This is a genomic window from Reyranella sp. (assembly GCF_965228225.1).
Taxonomy (GTDB): Bacteria; Pseudomonadota; Alphaproteobacteria; order Reyranellales; family Reyranellaceae; genus Reyranella.
In genome coordinates this window covers 2244265-2264257 of sequence record NZ_OZ245801.1, presented here as the reverse complement: position 1 = coordinate 2264257, position 19993 = coordinate 2244265, and the positions used below count along the sequence as shown (strand labels likewise).

At 67.4% G+C, this 19993-nt stretch carries 15 protein-coding genes; 8 read left to right on the top strand and 7 right to left on the bottom strand.

The genetic code is table 11. The annotated features are described in order from the left end of the window. Nucleotides 1-12: 12 nt before the first annotated feature. Nucleotides 13-174 carry a hypothetical protein gene (locus tag ACO07K_RS10835; protein WP_422035942.1) on the bottom strand — a complete coding sequence of 54 codons (162 nt, stop codon included), beginning with the start codon at nucleotides 172-174 and terminating at the stop codon, nucleotides 13-15. 149 nt (nucleotides 175-323) lie between these two features. Then, on the bottom strand, nucleotides 324-2891 hold the full coding sequence (locus ACO07K_RS10830; protein ID WP_422035941.1) for a tetratricopeptide repeat protein: 2568 nt from the start codon (nucleotides 2889-2891) through the stop codon (nucleotides 324-326). A gap of 171 nt (nucleotides 2892-3062) precedes the next feature. On the opposite strand from ACO07K_RS10830, the gene ACO07K_RS10825 reads away from it, so the two are divergent. Both ACO07K_RS10825 and ACO07K_RS10820 read left to right on the top strand, forming a co-directional pair. Beyond that, entirely contained in the window at nucleotides 3063-4055 is a 993-nt protein-coding gene (locus tag ACO07K_RS10825; RefSeq protein ID WP_422035940.1) for a Bug family tripartite tricarboxylate transporter substrate binding protein, read from the top strand. A 35-nt stretch (nucleotides 4056-4090) separates the two neighbouring features. Then, nucleotides 4091-5728, top strand: a complete 1638-nt coding sequence (locus ACO07K_RS10820; protein ID WP_422035939.1) for a thiamine pyrophosphate-dependent enzyme — start codon at nucleotides 4091-4093, stop codon at nucleotides 5726-5728. A gap of 76 nt (nucleotides 5729-5804) precedes the next feature. On the opposite strand, the gene ACO07K_RS10815 is transcribed toward ACO07K_RS10820, so the two are convergent. Further along, on the bottom strand, nucleotides 5805-6347 hold the full coding sequence (locus ACO07K_RS10815) for a hypothetical protein (protein ID WP_422035938.1): 543 nt from the start codon (nucleotides 6345-6347) through the stop codon (nucleotides 5805-5807). Between the two features lie 15 nt (nucleotides 6348-6362). Here ACO07K_RS10815 and ACO07K_RS10810 point away from each other — a divergent pair, with 15 nt between their 5' ends. Continuing rightward, a complete protein-coding gene (locus ACO07K_RS10810) occupies nucleotides 6363-7502 on the top strand; it encodes an alanine racemase (protein WP_422035937.1) in 1140 nt (379 codons plus the stop codon). A gap of 101 nt (nucleotides 7503-7603) precedes the next feature. Here the strand turns inward: ACO07K_RS10810 and ACO07K_RS10805 are convergent, their stop codons facing one another. Then, nucleotides 7604-8371: an SDR family NAD(P)-dependent oxidoreductase gene (locus ACO07K_RS10805; RefSeq protein ID WP_422035936.1), complete on the bottom strand. Its 768-nt coding sequence runs from the start codon at nucleotides 8369-8371 to the stop codon at nucleotides 7604-7606. 59 nt (nucleotides 8372-8430) lie between these two features. On the opposite strand from ACO07K_RS10805, the gene ACO07K_RS10800 reads away from it, so the two are divergent. The 4 genes from ACO07K_RS10800 to ACO07K_RS10785 all read left to right on the top strand — a co-directional run bounded on the left by ACO07K_RS10800 (nucleotide 8431) and on the right by ACO07K_RS10785 (nucleotide 11902). After that, complete coding sequence (locus ACO07K_RS10800; RefSeq protein WP_422035935.1) at nucleotides 8431-9192, top strand: SDR family NAD(P)-dependent oxidoreductase; 762 nt, start codon at nucleotides 8431-8433, stop codon at nucleotides 9190-9192. A gap of 50 nt (nucleotides 9193-9242) precedes the next feature. Further along, nucleotides 9243-10388, top strand: coding sequence for a CynX/NimT family MFS transporter (locus ACO07K_RS10795; protein WP_422035934.1), 1146 nt, complete (start codon nucleotides 9243-9245; stop codon nucleotides 10386-10388). Continuing rightward, nucleotides 10385-11044 carry a DsbA family oxidoreductase gene (locus ACO07K_RS10790; protein WP_422035933.1) on the top strand — a complete coding sequence of 220 codons (660 nt, stop codon included), beginning with the start codon at nucleotides 10385-10387 and terminating at the stop codon, nucleotides 11042-11044. The genes ACO07K_RS10795 and ACO07K_RS10790 overlap by 4 nt, the downstream gene beginning before the upstream one ends. Before the next feature lie 192 nt (nucleotides 11045-11236). Further along, on the top strand, nucleotides 11237-11902 hold the full coding sequence (locus tag ACO07K_RS10785; protein WP_422035932.1) for a TetR family transcriptional regulator: 666 nt from the start codon (nucleotides 11237-11239) through the stop codon (nucleotides 11900-11902). Here the strand turns inward: ACO07K_RS10785 and mfd are convergent. After that, the gene (gene mfd, locus ACO07K_RS10780; RefSeq protein ID WP_422035931.1) at nucleotides 11796-15293 is read right to left on the bottom strand and encodes a transcription-repair coupling factor; all 3498 of its coding nucleotides are present in this window, start codon (nucleotides 15291-15293) and stop codon (nucleotides 11796-11798) included. The two genes, ACO07K_RS10785 and mfd, sit on opposite strands and share 107 nt — an antisense overlap. Next, complete coding sequence (locus ACO07K_RS10775) at nucleotides 15293-15562, bottom strand: succinate dehydrogenase assembly factor 2 (protein ID WP_298316384.1); 270 nt, start codon at nucleotides 15560-15562, stop codon at nucleotides 15293-15295. The genes mfd and ACO07K_RS10775 overlap by 1 nt, the downstream gene beginning before the upstream one ends. A gap of 85 nt (nucleotides 15563-15647) precedes the next feature. Here ACO07K_RS10775 and recG point away from each other — a divergent pair, with 85 nt between their 5' ends. Then, nucleotides 15648-17729, top strand: a complete 2082-nt coding sequence (recG, locus tag ACO07K_RS10770) for an ATP-dependent DNA helicase RecG (RefSeq protein ID WP_422035930.1) — start codon at nucleotides 15648-15650, stop codon at nucleotides 17727-17729. A 144-nt stretch (nucleotides 17730-17873) separates the two neighbouring features. Here recG and ACO07K_RS10765 read toward each other — a convergent pair whose 3' ends face one another. Beyond that, the gene (locus tag ACO07K_RS10765) at nucleotides 17874-19904 is read right to left on the bottom strand and encodes a DUF4139 domain-containing protein (RefSeq protein WP_422035929.1); all 2031 of its coding nucleotides are present in this window, start codon (nucleotides 19902-19904) and stop codon (nucleotides 17874-17876) included. Between the last annotated feature and the right edge of the window lie 89 nt (nucleotides 19905-19993).

Sequence of the window (19993 nt, the reverse complement as noted above, 5' to 3'; positions counted from 1 at the left end):
GCCGACGGAGCGTCAGAACGGACGGATGAAACGGACAACGGCCCAGATCAGCAGCACGATCGTCGCCGCGACCAACCACACGCGCTGGCGCCGCACCAAGCCGAGAAGGCCGAAGATCACCACGGCTACGATGGCAATGAGGTCGGTCGATGCGATGTAGTCGTTGAAGAACATATCGTTTCCCCCTTTCACAATTGGGAGCCAACGCAGAGGCGTTAGTCCAGATTCCTACATAGGACCGAACCGACGAGAGGTCCAACACGTGTGACGAGAGTGCTCCACGGACGATAGCAAGGCACGACCGCATGGCCGCGCGGCGTGGTTCAGTTCAAGCCGTACTTCGTGAATTCGTTGGCGATGCCAGGCTGGATGCCGCTTGCGGCAGACATGTCCGCGATGCCGGCCGGCTCCTCGCCCTTGCGCAGCTTGCCGAGGCCGCGTCCGTAGAGGGCCCGAGCGCGCTGCGGATCGATCTTGAGCGAGGCCTCGTATTCGGCGATCGCCTTGTCGTATTGCTTCTGCTTGAGATAGATCAGCCCGATGTTGTCGCGTGCATACGGGTCGTCCGGCACCAGTCGGAGGACCTCGCTACAGTCGGCGAGTGCCTCGTCGAGGCTGGCGCCCATCACCGCGCGCGTCAGACACCGGTTGTTGAGCGCCGGCGTCATTTTCGGATCGAGTCTCAGCGTCTCGTCATAGTCGGAAACGGCCCTGGCGAAATCCCCCTTGTTGAAGAACGCGATACCGCGATTGAGGAACAGGTTGGCGTCGCGCGGCCGGAGGCGGATCGCGCTGTTCAGGTCCTCGATCGCCTTGTCGTATTCGCCGATGCTGATGTAGAGGTTGGCGCGGCTGGCGTAGATGCGTGGATTCTTCACGTCGACTCTCAGCGCCTGGGAGTAGTCCTCGATGGCGCGGACGACATCGCCGCGCAGGACCAGGACCTGGGCGCGATAATACAGCGCCGTCGGGTTGCCCGGCGACAGGCGCAACGCTTCGTTGATATCGGCGAGCGCCCGCGGAAAATCCTTCTTCAGGCCATAGGCGAAGCCGCGCTGGATGAGCGCATTGATGTCGTCGGGACTGATCAGGAGCGCGGCGTCGAAATCCGCGATCGCGGCGTCGAGCCGGCTCTTGAAGATCTGCGCCATGCCGCGGTTGATGTAGGCCAGCGGCTCCTTGGGGTCGAGCGTGATAGACGAGGTGTAGTCGTCGATCGCATGGTCATAGTCGTCGATGCGGTGGTAGGCGGCGCCCCGCTCGAAGAACGCGAAGGCCATGCCGGGCGCCAGCTTGATCGCGTGGTCGAGGTCGGCGACGGCCTCCTTGGCCTTGTCCATCTTGAGATAGGCCGCCCCGCGGCCGAGATAGGCGCGCGGCTCCTTTTCGTTGATATCCAGGGCCGCTTCAAAGTCCTTCACCGCGGCCTCGTATTCCTGCTTGTCGATCAGGGCCATGCCGCGCTGGTAGTAGGCATTGGCGACCTGGTCGGCGATCTGCGACGTGGCCGGATCCCGCTTCCCGTCCCGGTCCTTCTGCGTGAGCTTTAGGATGTTGGCGGTCTGCAGACCGAGCCGCACCGCCTCGTTGAAGTCGACGATGGCGCGGTCGGGATCGTTGCGCTGCCGCCACGTTACGCCGCGGTTGATGAGGGCGTTGATTTCCTTCGGGTTGAGCTTGAGGGCCTGGTCGAAGTCCGCGACCGCCTCCTCGAACTTGCCCTTCTTCGTGTAGTAGAGGATGCCGCGATTGACGAGCGGACCCGGATCCTTGGGCGTCAGCTCGTGCGCGATCGTGTAGTCCTCGAGCGCCTTGTCCGAATCGCCGACACGATGATAGGCGATACCGCGCTGCAAGTGGGCGAAGGCCTGGCCCGGCTTCAGCTTGATGCTCTCGCTGAAGTCGGCGATCCCCTGCTTCACCTCGTTCTTGTACATGTAGGAAGCGCCGCGGCCGACATAGGGCGCCGGGTCGCGCGGATTGAGTCGGATTGCCTCGGAGAAATCTGCGATCGCCTTGTCATAGTCGCTCTTGTCGTACCAGGCGAGGCCGCGCTGAAGGAAGGCGAAGGCGGCCTGCAGCGCGATGCGATTGGCCTCCTGCTGGGGAGACCTGTCGAGCTGGCTGGTGATTGTGTCATGGATTTGGGAGAAAGATACCGGCTGGATCTTCTCGGGCAGCAGCTTGATCGCAGTCGTGAAGTCAGCGATCGCCTGAGTGAGGTCGCCCTTGCGGCGGTAGACGATGCCGCGGTTCGTCCAGGCACTGATCTCCTTCGGGTTGATCTTGAGCGCGGCGTTGAAGTCCGCGATCGCGCCCTCGTTGTTGTCTTTGCGCAGGTAGAGCACGACCCCGCGATTGATCAGCGGCAGGGTCTCGCGCGGCGCCAGCCGGATCGCATCGCTGTAGTCGATGATGGCGCGGTCGGCCTCGCCGATCGTCTGATGGACGACACCGCGCTGCATGTAGAGGTGCGGGTTCAGCGGTTGAGCCATGATGGCGTCGTTGTACATCCGGATCGCCGTTCGGAAATCCGCCTTGGAACGCTTGTCGGCATCGGGCCCGCTCACCGCGAGGCCGCGGTGGAGATAGGCGAGCGCCAGGGGGCCGCCCGTGAGCAGTCCTTTGTCGATGACCTCGGTGCAGGCGGCGACTTTCGTCGGAGCATCGGCGCCCGTCACGCCGTAGCAGATGTCGGCCTCGGATGGCTCCCCGGGCTTCTTTGCCGCGGGCGCCTGCTGCGGCTGGGCTTGCGACGTGCTCCTGGCGGAAGGTGGGCCTGCGGGTTTCGGCTGGGCCGCCGCAGGGTACACGACCACGGCACACAAAGCCGCGGTCGCGGCGCCGCGTGCGAAGAGGCGCACCGCATCCTCACGCTCAAAACCCCACATGACCGTTCCTCATGAAGTGCGACGGCCCCCAAGGCCATTTTCGCACCCGACAGGCGAAAGTTCCCACTGGCAGGACTTTTGTTTCATTCGGGTGGCGGTTTCAAGGCCGCCCCATCGACGACGATCATGTTTTTTGGCACCCTCCCTGCGTCAAAAGGGAGGAAACAAATAATGACACTCAAGATGCGTCCGATCGGGCGCCGTACCCTCGTGGGCGGACTCGCCGCAGCGACCCTCGCCGCCCCGACGATTGTCTCGGCCCAGGGAACCTATCCCAACAAGACGGTGCGCTACATCAATCCGTATCCGGCCGGCGGCGCCACCGACACGCTGTCGCGCATCTTCTGCGCCAAGATGACCGAGCTCAGCGGCCAGCAGTGGATCGTCGAGAACAAGGGCGGCTCGGGCGGCAATGTCGGCATGGACGCGCTCGCCCAGTCGCCGCCCGACGGCTACACGCTGGGCCTCGGCGGCATCGCCAGCCACGCCATCTCGCCCACCCTCTATGCCAAGCTGCCGTTCAACGCCAAGACCGACTTCACGTTCATCTCCACGATCTGGCAGTTGCCCAACATGCTGGTGGTCAATCTCGACCTGCCGGTGAAGACGGTGGCGGAGCTGATCGAGCTGCTGCGCAAGAACCCAGGCAAATACTCCTACGGTTCCGCCGGATCGGGCACGACGCTCCATCTCTGTGGCGAGCTGTTCAAGATCATGGCGAAGGTCGACATGGTCCATGTCCCCTATCGCGGTGCCGCCCCGGCGATGCAGGACCTGCTGGCCGGGCAAATACAGATGATCTTCGACAACATTCCCGGCGCGCTGGCCCAGTCGCGTCCCGGCAAGGTACGGGCGCTCGGCGTCACCTCGGCGAAGCGCAGCCCCGTCGTGCCCGACGTGCCGGCCATCGCCGAGACCCTGCCGGGCTTCGACATCAGCTCGTGGACCACGCTCACCGGCCCCGCGAAGCTGCCGCCCGACATCGTCGCGCGCCTCTCCGAACTGTCGAAGAAGGCGCTGGAGAGCGAGGATCTCAAGGCCAAGTTCTTCGAGCAGGCCTCGATCGCCGTCTGGCGCTCGCCGGCCGAGACCGCAGCCTTCCGCGACTCCGAGGAAGCCCGGCTCGCGCCGATCATCAAGGCCTCGGGCGCCCGCGTCGACTAGCGCGCTCGAACCGACAGGCGTGTAGACTGGGGGACATGCAGACCCTCAATACCGCCCAGGCCGTCCTGTCGATGCTGGAAGTGAACGGCATCGACACCCTGTTCTGTCTCCCCGGCGTCCAGAACGACCCGTTCTTCGACGCGCTCTACGACCGCACCAACGCAATACGGCCGATCCATGCGCGCCACGAGCAGGCCTGCGCCTACATGGCGCTGGGCTATGCGATGGCGACCGGCAAACCCTCGGCCTACGTGGTCGTTCCCGGCCCCGGCTTCCTAAACACAACGGCGGCGCTGGCGACGGCCTACGCCGTCAACGCGCCGGTGCTGGCGCTGACCGGGCAAATCCAGCAGTCGATGATCGGCCGCAATGTCGGCCTCCTGCACGAACTTCCCGACCAGCTCGCCATCATGCGCGGCCTGACCAAATGGGCCGACCGCATCCCCTCGCCCAGCGCCGCGCCCGGCCTCGTGAACGAGGCCTTCCGCCGTCTCCTCTCGGGACGCCAGCGCCCGGTCGCGCTCGAATGCGCCATGGACACCTGGGCTCGGCGCGCACCGGTCGAGCTGATCGGTACGGCGGCCACGGCCGACCCCTGCCCGGTCGACGAGGATGCCGTCGAACGCGCCGCAAAGCTCCTGGGGGGCGCAGGGCATCCGATGATCGTGGTCGGCGGGGGTGCGCAGGGCGCCGGCGAATACGTCCAGCGCATCGCCGAACTGATCGATGCGCCGGTGATGACCGGCCGCATGGGCCAGGGCGTGATCGACGGGCGGCATCGTCTCTCGATCACCGCGCCGGCCGGCTACCGCTTCTGGGGCGAGGCCGACGTCGTGCTCGCGGTCGGCACCCGCCTGCAGCCGCAGCAGCAGAACTGGGGTCTCGACGACACGTTGAAGATCATCCGGATCGACGCCGACAGCGAGGAATTGGACCGCCATCGCAAGCCCGAGATCGGCATCGTGGGCGATGCCACCGCGACCTTGAAGATGCTGGCCGATCGCCTCGAAAAGCACGCACGAGGGCACAGCGGCCGGGCCGCGCATGTCGCGGAGGTCAAGACCTCGGCTACGAAGAAGATCCACGAGACGCTCGGGCCGCAGATCGCCTATCTCGAGGCGATCCGCAAGGCGCTGCCCGACGACGGTATCCTGGTCGATGAGCTGACGCAGATCGGCTACGCCGCCCGCTTCGCCTGGCCGAGCTACCGGCCGCGCACATTCCTGTCGCCCGGCTACCAGGGCACGCTGGGCTGGGGCTATGCCACGTCGCTCGGCGCCAAGGTCGCCAAGCCCGACACGGCGGTCGTCTCGATCAGCGGCGATGGCGGCTTCATGTTCACCGCGATGGAGATGGCGACGGCGGCCCAGCACGGGATCGGCGTCGTCGCGGTCGTGTTCAGCGACGGCGCTTTCGGCAACGTGCGGCGCATCCAGCAGCAGTCGTTCAACAACCGCACCATCGCCACCGAGCTGCGCAACCCGGACTTCGTTAAGCTGGCCGAAAGCTTCGGCATCGACGCCGTGCGCGTCGGCTCGCCGGACGAGCTGGGCACCGCGATCTCCCGGGGTATCGCCAAGGGGGCTCCATTGTTGATCGACTGCCCGGTCGGCCAGTTCCCCGACCCGTGGCCGCTCGTCACCCTGCCGCGCAACAGGCCGCGGAAGGTCTGAACGTCTTAACGGAGCGCGCCACTCCAGTGGCGCATCAAGCTCGTGAGCGCCACTGGAGTGGCGCGCTCCAATGAGGCTAGACGATCCCGCCGTTCGCCCTGATCTCGGCGAGCAGCTTGGTGGCGTGCGCCTGGTCGGCGATGCGCTTCGACGTGAAGCGCGGGTCGAGGGCGGGGGCGACAAGCAGGAGATCCGTCGCGAGGAAGTCCGGCAAAGGCGGCGGCTCGATCTGGTCTTCCGGCATCTCCACCTCGGCCATCGCGAAATAGGTCGAGCCGTCGTCGCGCTTGAAGAAGTCGACATCCCAATGATAGCGGCCCTCGGTCCACGAATAGCGCACCTTCACCAGCGTCTCCTTGCGCTGGGTCCAGAGGCGGGCGAAGTCGATGGCGCTGAGGCCGGTCTCGATCTCGACGACCTGGCCGTCGATCGTGCGCTTGTAGGTGAAGACGTGATCGGTCTTGCCGTCGCCTTCGAGTGAGCGGATCCTTAGCCCCGGCGCATCGAGATAGGCTTGGCGCAGCAGATGACGCGCCACGCCCGGCCGCCCGGACAATTCGACCTCCAGGCTGAGGGCGCCCTCGTTGAGGACAAATTTGCGTTCGTTTTCGATGGGCATGCTAAAACCGTCGCCATGGCTACACAGACAATCGACGACCTGCCGACGCCCGCGCTCATTCTCGACCGGGCGATCCTGCGCCGCAACCTCAAGCGCATGAGCGATCGCCTGCGTAACGCAGGCGTCATGCTGCGACCTCACCTCAAGACCGCGAAATCGGTCGAGATCGGCCGCATGGCCGTCGAGGGCCATGACGGACGCATCACCGTCTCGACCCTGGCGGAGGCGCGCTACTTCGCCGATGGCGGGTTCAAGGACATCCTCTATGGCGTCGGCATCATCCCAGCCAAGTTCGGCGCTGTGACCGAGCTGCGCCGGCGCGGCGTAAACCTGCGCGTCGTCACCGACAATCTCAGCGTGGCCAAGGCCATCGCGGTGGAGGCGAAGGACGGCGACACCTTCTCCGTGTTCATCGAGATCGACAGCGGCGGCGGCCGGGCCGGCCTGCCTTACCCCGCCCTGCCCGGGCTTCTCGATATCGCGCGCCTGCTGCACGAGGCGCCGGGCGTCGACCTTGCCGGCGTCATGACCCATGCCGGCCATTCCTATCACCAGAGCACACCCGACGGCATCGCCGCCGTCGCCGAGCAGGAGCGCCTGGCCATCGTGACCGCGGCGGAGAAACTGCGCGAAGCCGGCATTCCCTGTCCCATCGTCTCGGGCGGGTCGACGCCGACCGCCATGCACTCACGCGACTTCTCCGGCATCACCGAGATGCGGCCGGGCGTCTATGTCTTCAACGACCTAGACCAGGAATATATCGGCGCCTGCGGCTCCGGCGACATCGCGCTCTCGGTCCTGGCTTCGGTGATCGGCCACTACCCGCACCGCAACCAGCTGCTGGTCGATGCCGGCGCACTGGCGCTCTCCAAGGATATCAGCGCGCAGGAATTCCAGCCCAAGGTCGGCTACGGCACCATTGCCGATCCGCCGGCCGCCGGCATGGCGGTGATCGAGTGCTCTCAGGAGCATGGCTTCGTCGCCGCCGACGATACGCTGCCCTACGGCAACCTGCCGATCGGCGCGCGCGTGCGCATCCTGCCCAACCACGCCTGCATCACCGCCGCCGCCTACGACCGCTACTACGTGGTCGACAGCGACCTCGACGGCGGCCGGTCCGTGGTCGACGTCTACGACCGCATCAACGGGTGGTGATCTTCCATCGTCATCCTGAGCGAAGCGAAGGATCTCGCGTTCGCCAGGGAGTCATTCGTTCGCTCGGCTAGGTCCTTCGCTTCGCTCAGGACGACCTGTAGCTAAAGCGAACTCACCGTGTGGCCGCCGTCGACGGTGATGATGCTGCCGGTCATGAACGCACCCGCTTCCGAGGCGAGCAGCAGGAGCGCGCCGTCGAGATGCTCGGGCTGGCCGATGCGGCGTTGCGGGATGCGGTCGATCAGCCGCTGTCCGCCCGGCGTCTTCCAGAAATCGCCGTTCATCTCGGTTTCGATATAGCCTGGGCAGATCGCGTTGACGCGGATCTGGTAGCGCGCCCACTCCATCGCCAGCGCCCGCGTGAGATGAATCAGCCCCGCCTTCGAGGCATTGTAGGGCGCCACTTGGCCGATCGTGCGCAGGCCCAGGATCGAAGCGATGTTGACGATCGCGCCCGGACGCTTCGCCGCCACCCAGCGCTTGCCGGCCGTCTGCAGCATCAGCCAGGCGCCGCGCAGGTTGGTGTCGACGACCGAATCCCAGTCCGCTTCGGGCATGTCGAGTGCGGGCTTCACGATCGAGATGCCGGCATTGTTCACGAGGATGTCGATCGGTCCCAGCGTCGCTTCGACCTTGTCGAAGGCCGCGACAATCGACTCCGCCGACTGTACGTCGAGATCGACGGCCAGCGCCTTGGCGCCGCCCTTCTGCAGTTCCGCCTGTAGAGAGGCCAGCCGGTCGGCACGCCGTGCTGCGATCGCCACCGAAGCGCCTGCTTCGGCCAGAGTGCGCGCGAAGTGAACGCCGAGGCCCGACGAGGCGCCGGTCACCAGGGCCACTTTGCCGCTAAGGTCGAATCGCTTGGACATGCCTGACGCTCCACTGTTTCATGCCGGCCTTATAGGCGAGCGACCCGTTGGGAGGAAACATGGACCTCGGTCTCAAAGGCAAGCGCGTGATGGTGACCGGTGGCACCAAGAGCATCGGACGCGCCATCGTCGACACCTTCCTGGCCGAAGGCGCGGTCGTGGGCTTCTGCGCCCGCGATGCGGCTTTGGTAAAGGAGCGCGAGGCGGAATGGCGGGCACAGCAGGGCCGTGCCACCGGAACGGCGCTCGACGTCACCGACAATGCCGCACTCAAGCGCTGGATCGACGGCTTCGCGGCCGAGGGTGGCATCGATCATTTCGTCGCCAATGTGAGCGCGCTCGGGACCGACAACACGGTCGAGGGCTGGCGCAAGGCGATCGAGGTCGACCTGGTCGCCACGGTCAATGCCGTTCTGAACGTGCGGCCGCATCTCGAGGCGCGCGGCCAGGGCGCCACCCTCACCATCATCGGCACGACCTCGCTGGTCGAGGTCGCGGGCCCAACCCAGCCCTATCGGTCGGTGAAGGCGGCGCTGGTGCCCATGGTCAAGTCGATGGCGATCGAGCTCGCGCCCAAGGGTGTGCGCGTGAACATGGTCTCGCCCGGCACGATCCTCGAGGACGGCAACACCTGGGGCCGCCAGCGCGACGCCGCCAGCGAACGCTACAAGCGCTCGCTGGCGCGCAATCCCATGGGCCGCATGGGCACGCCGCAGGAAGTGGCGAGCGCCGTCGTGTTCCTCTCAGGCGCGCCCGCCTCTTTCATCACCGGCATCAACATGGTGGTCGATGGCGCCATCACGGCGCGGGTGCAGTACTGACGCCAACCCGTACCCCGTGGCCGCTGGCCGCCCTGCTGGTCGCGGCCGGCATGGTTGCGGCCTTTCAGGTCGGCAAGGCGCCACCCGCCCTCCCTTCGATCCGCGAGGATCTCGGCGCGACGTTGGAACAGGCGGGCTGGCTGCTGTCGGTCATCAACCTGATGACGGCGCTGGGCGGCATGGCGATTGCCCTGACGGCGGATCGCGTCGGCCACCGGCGGCTGGCGATCTTCGGCACACTGCTGGCCGGGGCGGCCAGCTTCGCCGGCGCTTTCGCATCCAACGTCGAGGCGCTGCTGGTCGGCCGCGTCCTAGAAGGGCTCGGCTTCATCACCGTCGTCGTGGCCGTGCCGACCCTGCTGCTGCGACTCACGCGGCAGGCCGACCAGCGCCTCGCCCTGGCGATCTGGAGCACCTACATGCCCGCGGGCTCCGGCATCATGATGGTGATCGCGGCGATCGTCCTGCCTGGTACCTCGTGGCGCACCGTGTGGCTGGTCGCCGCCGGGGCGGCTGCGGTGATGGCCGCCGCGCTGCTCCTGCGCGCCGTGCCGCGGCGCGAGCTCGATCCGCTGCCGGTGGCGCGCCGTCCGGTCCTCGCGGAAATGAAGGAAGTCGCCACCAGCGGCGGCCCGCTCGCCATCGCGCTCTGCTTCGGTGCCTATGCCTGCTGCTGGTTCGCCATCATCGGCTTCCTGCCGACGCTCCTGATCGAGCGGCTGGGCTATTCGACCTCGACGGCCGCCATCGTCACGGCCGTGGTCGCCATCCTGAACGTGACCGGCAATCTCGGGGCCGGCTGGCTGCTGCACCGCCGCGTGCCCCGGGTCACAGTGATCGTCGGCGCCACCCTGTCGATGAGCCTGTGCGCCGCCGGCATCTTCGTGAGCGGCGTGCCGGACCTCGGGCGGCTGATTCTGGCCGGCGCCTACTCGGCGGTGATCGGCGTCGTGCCCGGCGCCTTGTTCACCGCCATTCCGATCCATGCGCCGCGACGGGAACTCGCCGGCGCCTCGACCGGCCTGCTGATGCAGGGCTCCAATATCGGCGGACTTCTCGGGCCTCCGATCACCGGCGCCCTCGTGGCCTGGGGGGGCTGGCCCAGCGCCGCCTGGCTGACGACGCTCGCCCTGGGCGTGGCGGCCGCCGCCGGCCTCTTCCTGCACTGGCGCGAAAGGCTTAAGCTCGGCCCATGATCTACGTCGACATCGTCTCCGATACGATCTGTCCCTGGTGCTACATCGGCAAGCGCCGCTTCGAGCGCGCGCTGGAGCAAAGCGGCCGCACCGACGTCGCGGTCGCGTGGCGCCCCTTCCAGCTCAATCCCGACATGCCGGCCGAGGGCATGACGCGCGACGACTATGTCCGCGCCAAGTTCGGCGGCGGCGACCGGCCGCGCCAGATTTATCAGGCGATCGCCGAGAGCGGCCGCGAGGCGGGAATCGACTTCCAGTTCTCGCGCATCAAGCGCACGCCCAATACCGTGCTGTCGCACCGGCTGGTGCATTGGAGCGCCAAGACCGATCGGCAGGACGAGGTGGTGGGCGAACTGTTCAAGGCCTATTTCGAGGAAGGGCTCGACATCGGCGACCTCGATACGCTTGTCGAGATCGCGGTTCGGGCCGGGATCGAGGAAGACCCCGTCCGGCACTTCCTGTCGGGCGACGAAGGTCGACAGGAAGTCGTCGCCTCCGACGTCTATGCCCGCCGCCTCGGCATCAACGGCGTTCCCTGCTTCATCGTGAACCGTAAATACGCCGTCTCCGGCGCCCAGCCGCCGCCCGCCTTCGTCGAGGTCTTCAACCTCGCCGAACGCGATGCCGCCACCAGCACGGCGCAGTCGACCGCGTAGCGACCTTCGGCAATTCACCACTGACCTCATCCTGAGGAGCCACGCGCAGCGTGGCGTCTCGAAGGATGGGCAACGCACGCCTTGTTTGTAGCGACCCTTCGAGACGCGGCCTGCGGCCGCTCCTCAGGGTGAGGTCGTCTGTGTTCAGCCATTCATATGTCAGATATCATATGATATGATAATCGACATATCATGCCCATCAGCGCCACCCGAAAGGCCGCCATCCGGGCCGAGATCGTCGAGCACGCGGCGCGGCTGTTCCGACTGCGCGGCCATGCCGCCACCAACATCGACGACATCATGCTGGCGGCCGGGCTGACGCGCGGCGCCTTCTATGCGCACTTCACCTCGAAGGACGCCCTGTTCGCCGAGATCGTGCGGATGGGACATGGATTGCTGCCCAGGCTGCGCGCCGGGAAGCCCGCCGCCGTGCTGGATGCCTATCTGGATCGGGAGAGCCTGAACGCCACCGCGCAGGGCTGCGCCCTCGCCTCGCTCGCCGGCGACGTGGCGCGCGCGCCGCTGGCGGCACGGCTTGCCTATGCGAACGTGCTCCACGGGGTGATCGCCGAGCTGGCGCGCGGAAGGAAACGCTCGCTCGATGCCGATGCGACGGCCGTGGCGATTCTCGCGGTCGGCGCCGTCACGCTGGCTCGCGCCTCGGGCGACCTGCGGCTCAGCGACTGGCTGCTGCGCTGCGCCCGGCGTGCGGGCAAGGCGCTCATGAAACCGAAGCCCAAGAAGCCGTCGCCTAAGCGGCGAGCTTCGCCAGCGAAGAAACGATCGACGTCACGCCCGAAAGCCGCTGCCGCTCTTCCTTCCAGACGCGCTGCACGATCACGCGGTGGTCCGGCCTGAGTTTCACCAGCGGCGCATTCTTCTGGATCCAGCCGATCAGGCGGTCGGGCCGCTCGAACTTGTTGTCGTGGAAGCTGAGAACGACGGCCTTCTCGCCCGCATCGATCTTCTCGACATGGGCAGCGCGGCACAGCAGTTTGAGCGCCACGGTATTCAGCAGGAACTCCGCCTCGACGGGCATGCGGCCGAACCGGTCGACCAGTTCGGCGGCGAAGGAATCGATCTCGCTCTGGCTCGTGAGGCCGCCCAGGCGGCGGTAGAGGCCCATGCGTACCGATAGATCGGGCACGTATTCCTCGGGGATCAGCACCGGGATACCGAGGTTGATCTGCGGCGACCATTCCGACTTCTCGGCCTCCTCCGAGCGCCCGCGCGCTGCTGCAACGGCCTCTTCGAGGAGCTGCTGGTAGAGCTCGATGCCGACCTCGCGGATATGGCCCGACTGTTCGTCGCCCAGCAGGTTGCCGGCGCCGCGGATGTCGAGATCGTGGCTGGCGAGCTGGAAGCCCGCGCCCAGCGTGTCGAGGGTCTGCATCACCTCGAGCCGTTTGGCCGCCGCCTCGTTCAGTGCCTTGCCCGGCGGCACGGTGAGATAGGCATAGGCACGCGTCTTGCCGCGACCGACACGGCCGCGCAGCTGATAGAGCTGGGCGAGACCGAACATGTCGGCGCGATGGATGATCATCGTGTTGGCGTTGCGGATGTCGAGGCCGCTTTCCACGATGTTGGTCGACAGCAGCACGTCGAATTTGCCCTCGACGAAGTCCTGCATCGTGTTCTCGATCGTCGTCGGCGACAGCTTGCCGTGCGCCATGCCGAGCCGGATCTCGGGTACCAGCTCGCGGATTTCCGCGGCGACCGACGCCAAATCCTCGACCCTCGGACAGACATAGAAGGTCTGTCCACCGCGATACTGCTCGCGCAGCAACGCCTCGCGGATGGTGACGCCGTCGAACGGCGTGATGAAGGTGCGCACGGCCAGACGGTCCACCGGCGGCGTGGCGATCAGGCTCATGTCACGCACGCCGGTCAGCGCGAGCTGCAGGGTACGCGGGATCGGCGTCGCGGTCAGCGTCAGCACATGGACGTCGGCGCGCAGCTCCTTCAGGCGCTCCTTGTGGGCGACGCCGAAATGCTGTTCCTCGTCGACGATCAGCAGGCCGAGATCCTTGAACTCGATGCCCTTGGCCAGCAGCGCATGCGTGCCGCAGACGATGTTGATGGTGCCGTCCTTCAGCCCCTCCTTGGTGGCCTTGGCCTCCTTGGCCGTGACCAGGCGCGACAGGCGGCCGATGTTGAGCGGCATTCCCTGGAAGCGCTCGACGAAGGTGCGGTGATGCTGGCGGGCCAGCAGGGTGGTCGGGCCGATCACCGCCACCTGCTTGCCCGACATCGCCGCCACGAACGCCGCGCGCAGCGCCACTTCGGTCTTGCCGAATCCGACATCGCCGCAGACCAGCCGGTCCATCGGCTTCCCCGAGGAGAGATCGTCCATGACGTCGGAGATCGCCTGCAGCTGGTCGTCGGTCTCGGCGTAGGGAAAGCGCGCGCAGAATTCCTCGTAGAGGCCATCGGGCGGACTGAGCGTCTCGCCGCGGCGGACCGCGCGCTCGGCGGCGATCTGGATCAGTCGGTCGGCCATGTCGGCGATGCGCTGCTTCAGCCGGGCCTTGCGCGACTGCCAGGCGACGCCGCCCAGACGGTCGAGCACGGCGCCCTCCTCGCCCGCGCCGTAGCGGCTCAGCACGTCGATGTTCTCGACCGGCACGAAGAGCTTGTCGCCGCCTTCGTAGGTGAGCCGCAGGCAGTCATGGCGCGCGTGATGGATCTCGAGCGTTACCAAACCCTCGTAGCGCCCGACGCCATGCTCGCGATGCACCACGAGGTCGCCGTCGCTGAGCGCCGAGGCCTCGGCAATGAAGCGCTCCGACGGGCGGCGCTTCTTGGCGGGCCGCGACAGCCGGTCGCCGAGAATATCCTCCTCGCCGATCACCTCCAGCCCGTCGAGCACGAAACCGTGCTCCAGCGGCCAGATCACGACGGCCACGACGCCGGCCGGCAGGGCCTGCACCATCGCAAAGTCGGCCGCGAGCACCGGCGTGGTGGCGCCATGCTCCTGCAGCAGGTGCTGCAGGCGGGTCGTCGATCCGTCGGTGTAGCCCGCGACGACGATTCGGCGTCCCGCCTCGTTGGCCGCCTTCACATGCTCGGCCACCTTGTCGAACAGGTTAACGCCCTGCGCCGTGCGCGCCTGGGCGAACCCCTCGTGCCGGCGGCCACCGAGATCGATCGTGTTGACCGCGCCGGGCGCCGAATCGAAGCTCGAGAACTTGGCGACGGGACGGCCGTCGAGCAGGCGCTCCCATTCCGAGGGCTTCAGATAAAGCCGGTCGGGCGGTAACGGCTTGTAATCCGCGCCGCCGGTCATGCCGCCCTTGGCGCCGGTCTTCTGGCGGGCGTCGTAGTAGTCCGCGATCAGCTCGTAGCGCGCCCCGAAGGCCTCGGCGGCCTCATGATCGGCCGTGACGACCGCGCCGGGGCAGTAGTCGAGCAGCGTCTCCATGTGGTCGTGGAAAAGCGGCAGCCAGTGTTCGACACCGACATGGCGCTGACCGGCCGAAACCGCCTCGTAGAGCAGGTCGTCACCCGAGACATTGCCGAACAGATCGCGGTAACCGCTGCGGAAGCGCTCGATGCTCTGGGGGGTCAGCAGGACTTCGCTGACCGGCAGCAGCACGACTTCCTCGCGCGTGCCGGTCGACCGCTGGCTCATCGGATCGAAGGAGCGGATGGCCTCCAGTGTGTCGCCGAACAGATCGAGCCTCAGCGGCTCCTTGGTACCCGGCGGGAAGAGATCGAAGAGGCCGCCGCGCACGGCGAACTCGCCCGGCTCCATCACCGTTTCCGACCGGCCATAGCCGTTCTCGCCCAGGAACTTGGTCAGCCAGGCGACATCGAGCGTCTGGCCCTTGCGCAGGATCGTCGCCGCCTCGCTATAGAGGCTCCTGGGCGGCACGCGCTGCAGCGCGGCGCCCACAGAGGCAAGAATGATCCGCGCCGGCGCGCCGGGCGCCTTCGGGGCCGCCAGCCGGCTCAGCGTCTCCAGGCGTTCGGCCACGATGTCGGGATGCGGCGACACGCGGTCGTAAGGCAGGCAATCCCACGCCGGGAACACCAGCACCTCGCGATCGGGGCTGAAGAAGCGGAGCCCGTCCTGCAGGCGCTCAAGCCTCTGACCGTCGCGCGCCACGTGCAAAATGTCCACGCCGCCGGTCGCCCGGGCCAGCTCTGCCAGCACGAGGGCATCGGCGCCTTCGGGCAGGCCGGCGAGGGTCCATTTGACGGCCTTACGCGGGATAGCGGCCAGCGCGCTGACGAACGGCAGAGCCACTAGAACCTCACGCGAAACGCCAACAGCTTGCGCACCACGACTGAATCCTGATCGGCGGGAACTTCCACCTTTCCCGAGACCCAGTCGTAGATGTCGTTGTCGCCGACCGAGAGCAGCCGCTCATACTGGTCGAGCTCGGCGGCGCCGAATTCGCCAAGATGCGCGCGCGCGAATTGCCCAAGGAGGATGTCGTTCTCCTTGTTGCCGCGATAGGTGCTGCGGTAGAGCAGGCGCTTCCGCCGCGTCTCCAGATCCGTGTCGCCAACCATGTTTTCCCCAGTCCCGGACCCAAAAGGGGCGTAGCATATAGGCGGCGGCGATGACGAAGTCACGCAGCCCCCGATCCAGCCAACGATGCGCCCGCAAGCCCTCACCCCCCTCTTCGCTCATGTCACGTCGCTCCCCGGAATCGGGCCGCGGCTGGGCACCCTCGTGGAGAAACTTGCAGGCAAGCTGGTCGTCGACCTGCTCTGGCACCTGCCCTTCGCCGTGATCGACCGACGTAACGCCCCCGATGTCGCCCAGGCGCGCGGCGGCGAGGTCGCGACCCTGACGGTCAATGTCGACGAGCACATGGTCCCGCACAGTCCGCGCCAGCCCTACAAGATCTGGTGCAGTGACGAGAGCGGCCGGATCTGCCTGACCTACTTCAACGGCCGCGAGGACTATCTCAAGAAGTTGCTGCCGCCGGGCGAGACCCGCGTGGTGAGCGGCAAGGTCGAAATCTATCAGGGCGAGGTGCAGATGACGCACCCCGACCATGTCGTCCCGCTGGCGGAGCGCGAGGGGATTCTGCGGGTAGAGCCCGTCTATGGCCTGACGGCCGGTCTCACCCAGAGGCCAGTGCAGAAGGCCATTGCGGCCGCTGTCGAGCGTGCGCCGGCCCTCCCCGAATGGCAGGACGCCGCCTTTCACCGGAAACAGGATTGGAGCGACTGGAAGACCGCTGTCGCCCGCGTCCACGCGCCCGAGGAGCTGGGCGATCTCTCGCCGTCGCACCCTGTCCGCGCGCGCCTCGCCTTCGACGAGCTGCTGGCCAGCCAGCTCGCCATCGCGCTGGTGCGTCATCACAACCGCACCCTGGCCGGTCACGCGACGAAGGGCGACGGCCGCCTGCGCGAAGCCGCCCTCGCCACGCTGGGCTTCGAGCTGACCGCGAGCCAGACCCAGGCCATCGCCGAGATCGCCGACGATCTCGGCAAAGAAGAGCGCATGGTACGGCTGCTGCAGGGCGATGTCGGCAGCGGCAAGACCCTGGTGGCGCTGCTCGCCATGCTGATCTGCGTCGAGGCCGGCGCGCAGGCTGCGATGATGGCGCCGACCGAGCTACTGGCGCGCCAGCACTTCGCGACCATCGCGCCGCTCGCGGAAGCGGCCGGGGTGCGCATCGCGCTGCTCACCGGCCGCGACGGCCAGCGCCAGAAGAAGCAGACCTTGCAGGGCCTGGCCGACGGCACGATCCAGCTCGTGGTCGGCACGCACGCGCTGGTGCAGGAGGATGTCGAGTTCGCCGACCTCGCGCTTGCCGTGGTCGACGAGCAGCACCGGTTCGGCGTCCATCAGCGCATGGCGTTGTCGTCGAAGGGCCATGCCGTCGATCTGCTCGTCATGACCGCGACGCCGATTCCGCGCACGCTCATGCTGGCGGCCTACGGCGATCTCGACGTGTCCAAGCTCACGGAGAAACCCAGGGGCCGCCAGCCGATCGACACCCGCACCATTCCGCTCGAACGCCTCGGCGAGGTCGCGCAGGGGATCGGACGGCAGATCGCAGCGGGCGCGCGCGTCTACTGGGTCTGCCCGCTGATCGAGGAATCCGAGGAGATCGACCTCGCCAACGTGACCGAGCGCTTCCAGCTGTTGAACGACCGCTTCCCCGGAAAGGTCGGCCTGCTGCACGGGCGCCTGAAGGGCGCCGAACGCGAGGCCACGATGGCCGCCTTCGCCGATGGCCGCCTGTCGATCCTCGTGGCCACCACCGTGATCGAGGTCGGCGTCGACGTGCCGGCCGCCACGGTGATGGTGATCGAGCATGCCGAGCGCTTCGGCCTGGCCCAGCTCCACCAGCTGCGCGGCCGGGTGGGACGCGGCAGCGCCAAGTCGACCTGCCTGCTGCTCTACGCGATGCCGCTCGGCGAGACCGCCAAGTCGCGCCTCGCGATCATGCGCGAGACCGAGGACGGGTTCCGCATCGCCGAGGAGGATCTGAAGCTGCGCGGCGCCGGCGAGCTTTTAGGCACGCGCCAGAGCGGCCTGCCCGACATGCGGCTGGCCGACCTCGCGGTCCATAACGAGCTCCTCGAAGCCGCCCGTGACGATGCCCGACTGGTGATTGCCCGCGATCCCGACCTGCAGACCGAGCGCGGCACGGCGCTGCGCGCCCTCCTCTACCTCTTCCGCCGCGACGACGCGGTCAGGACGCTGCGCGCGGGGTGATTAATCCCACCCCTCCTCAGTCCGCTGGGGAGGTGTCGGCGTCTTACGCCGACGGAGGGGTCATGGCCGCTGCCGCAGATGACCCCTTCGCCCCGTAAGACGGGGCACTTCCCCATTGAATGGGGAAGCAAATGAGGAGAGCTATCAGCCGAGCTGGCTCACGTAGGTGCGCAGCGCGGCACGGGCCTCTTCGGCGGACTTCTCGGCCTCGGCACGGCGATTGGCGAGGGCTTCGAGGTCGGTCTCCTGCTTGTCGAGCGTCGCAAGATAGCGGCGCTGGAGGTCGCTGTTGGCCGGCACGCGGGCCAGGTTCTCGCGCAGGCGTGCCTGTTCCTGCACGATCGCCTGCCGTTCGGCGTCGACCTGCGCCACCTTGCGCTGGGCCTCCGCCGCCGCCTGCTGGAGCTGCAACACGCGGGTGAGCTGCTCGCGCGTCTTCGGGTCGAATTCGCGGGCCTGGGCGTAGACGCGGATCTGCTCGGCCGCGCTTTCGACCAGCCGGATCTCCTGCTGCTGCGTCTGCTCCTGCACCACCTCGAAGGTCTGTGTCTGATCGCCGCCCGGAAGCTGGAACGGGATGCGATAGTTGCCTTCGCTCAGCTCGACGTCCTTCGACTCCGGCTTGGTCAAGGTCCAGCCCGGCAGGCGGCGCTGGACGACGACCAGCTGGCGCGGCTCCTTCGCGGGTCCGCGCACGCGATACACCGTCGTCTGGCGCACGATCCGCGACAGGCGGAGTGCGCCGTTGGCGATGGTGCCCGACGCCACCCGATCGGTCTGGGCCACGTCGCGCTCGATGATGATCTTCTCGTCGAGCGCATAGGCCAGCAGGCGCGTCTCGCCGACCGGGAAGCCCGAGAGGCGCGCGTCGCCGACATAAGAGACGTAGCCTCCCTTGTCGCGCTCGTAGAGGGTGATGATGCCAGGCGGCAGGCCCGATTCGCCGTCGTTGGTCAGGCGGATTGCGGCCAGCGGGTTACGCGCGGCGGTGTCGGCCTGATAGAGCGCGAGGCGCGCCGCGGGCACCTGGCGATCGACGATCGGGATCGACAAGGTGCGACCATTCTCGACGCTGACCGCGCGCGGGAACTTGAAGATCACCTGTGTGGCGGCGTCGCTCGCCTCGATCTGCTCGGCTGCCGTGGCCAGTTCTGCAGGCGGCGGCGGAGGCGGCGCCATGGCCGGCGCGCCGACCGCCCGCTCCTGCTGCGCGCGATAGGGCGCGGGCGCCGGCATCGGCAGCGCCTTGGCGCGCTGCTGGTCGGCCGTGACGCCGCCGCGATCGATGCCCGGCATCAGGCGGCCCGCGATCTCGACCGGCACCTCGGGGCGGGTCACGTAATAGGCGTTGTAGAGAGCCTGGTGGAACGCCACCGGCCGGCCCGATACGAGCGTCAGCTCGACGTCCTTCCAGTCCTGGCCGCTCAGATTCTCGACCACGGCCCAGCCCTGCAGTGCGGAGCGCGCGGCCGCCGGGTCCGCGCCGAGGGTCAGACGGTAGGACGCCTTCCAGACCGGCGCCTCGACGATGTAGGCCACGCGCACCGTTCGCCTGCCCTGCCCGCGCACCGCCAGGTCGATGGTGCGCGCGTCCTTGGCGCGGTTGCCCTGGATGGCGACCAGCGCCTGGCCGACCTTGTCGCGCAAGGCGGCATCGGCGAACTGCAGGTTCTCGGCGTCTTCGAGGATGAACTGCTGCAGGCCGCGATCGGTGTAGAGCGTGACCCGCGTGCGCTTCACCATGCCCTTGTTGTCGGGCAGCGCGACGCTGTCCTCCTCGACAGACACGATGCGGCCGGAGATCGAGCGGCTTCCGCCGACCGTGACCTGGGCGCCCTTCAGGGTCTGCAGCAGCTCGGCCGGCGAACCCAGCGAATTCTGATCGAACGGCAGATCCTTGAACGCCTGCGCCAGCGGCTCGCGGCCCGGCAGGCTGAGCCCGCCCACGCTGCCTTTGTCGTCATAGGCGACGAGGCTCTTCAGCACGTCGTCGACCTGGCCCAGCGACACGGTGAGCTTCAGGGTCGCGTCGCCATCGACACTCGCCTCGTATTCGAAGTAGCCGAGGCCACCGGACGACAGCATGACCCTCTTCAGCGCGAGGTCCTGGGCGAAGGCGAAAGTCGGGAACGCGAGAAAGCCCACCAGGGCCACGACGTTCATCAAAAGGCGCATGGTCTCTCCCGGTCGATGCCTGCGCACCGTGACCAGTGACTGTGACACAAGGACGGCGGCGGCGCGACGAAACTACGGGCGCGCTGCGT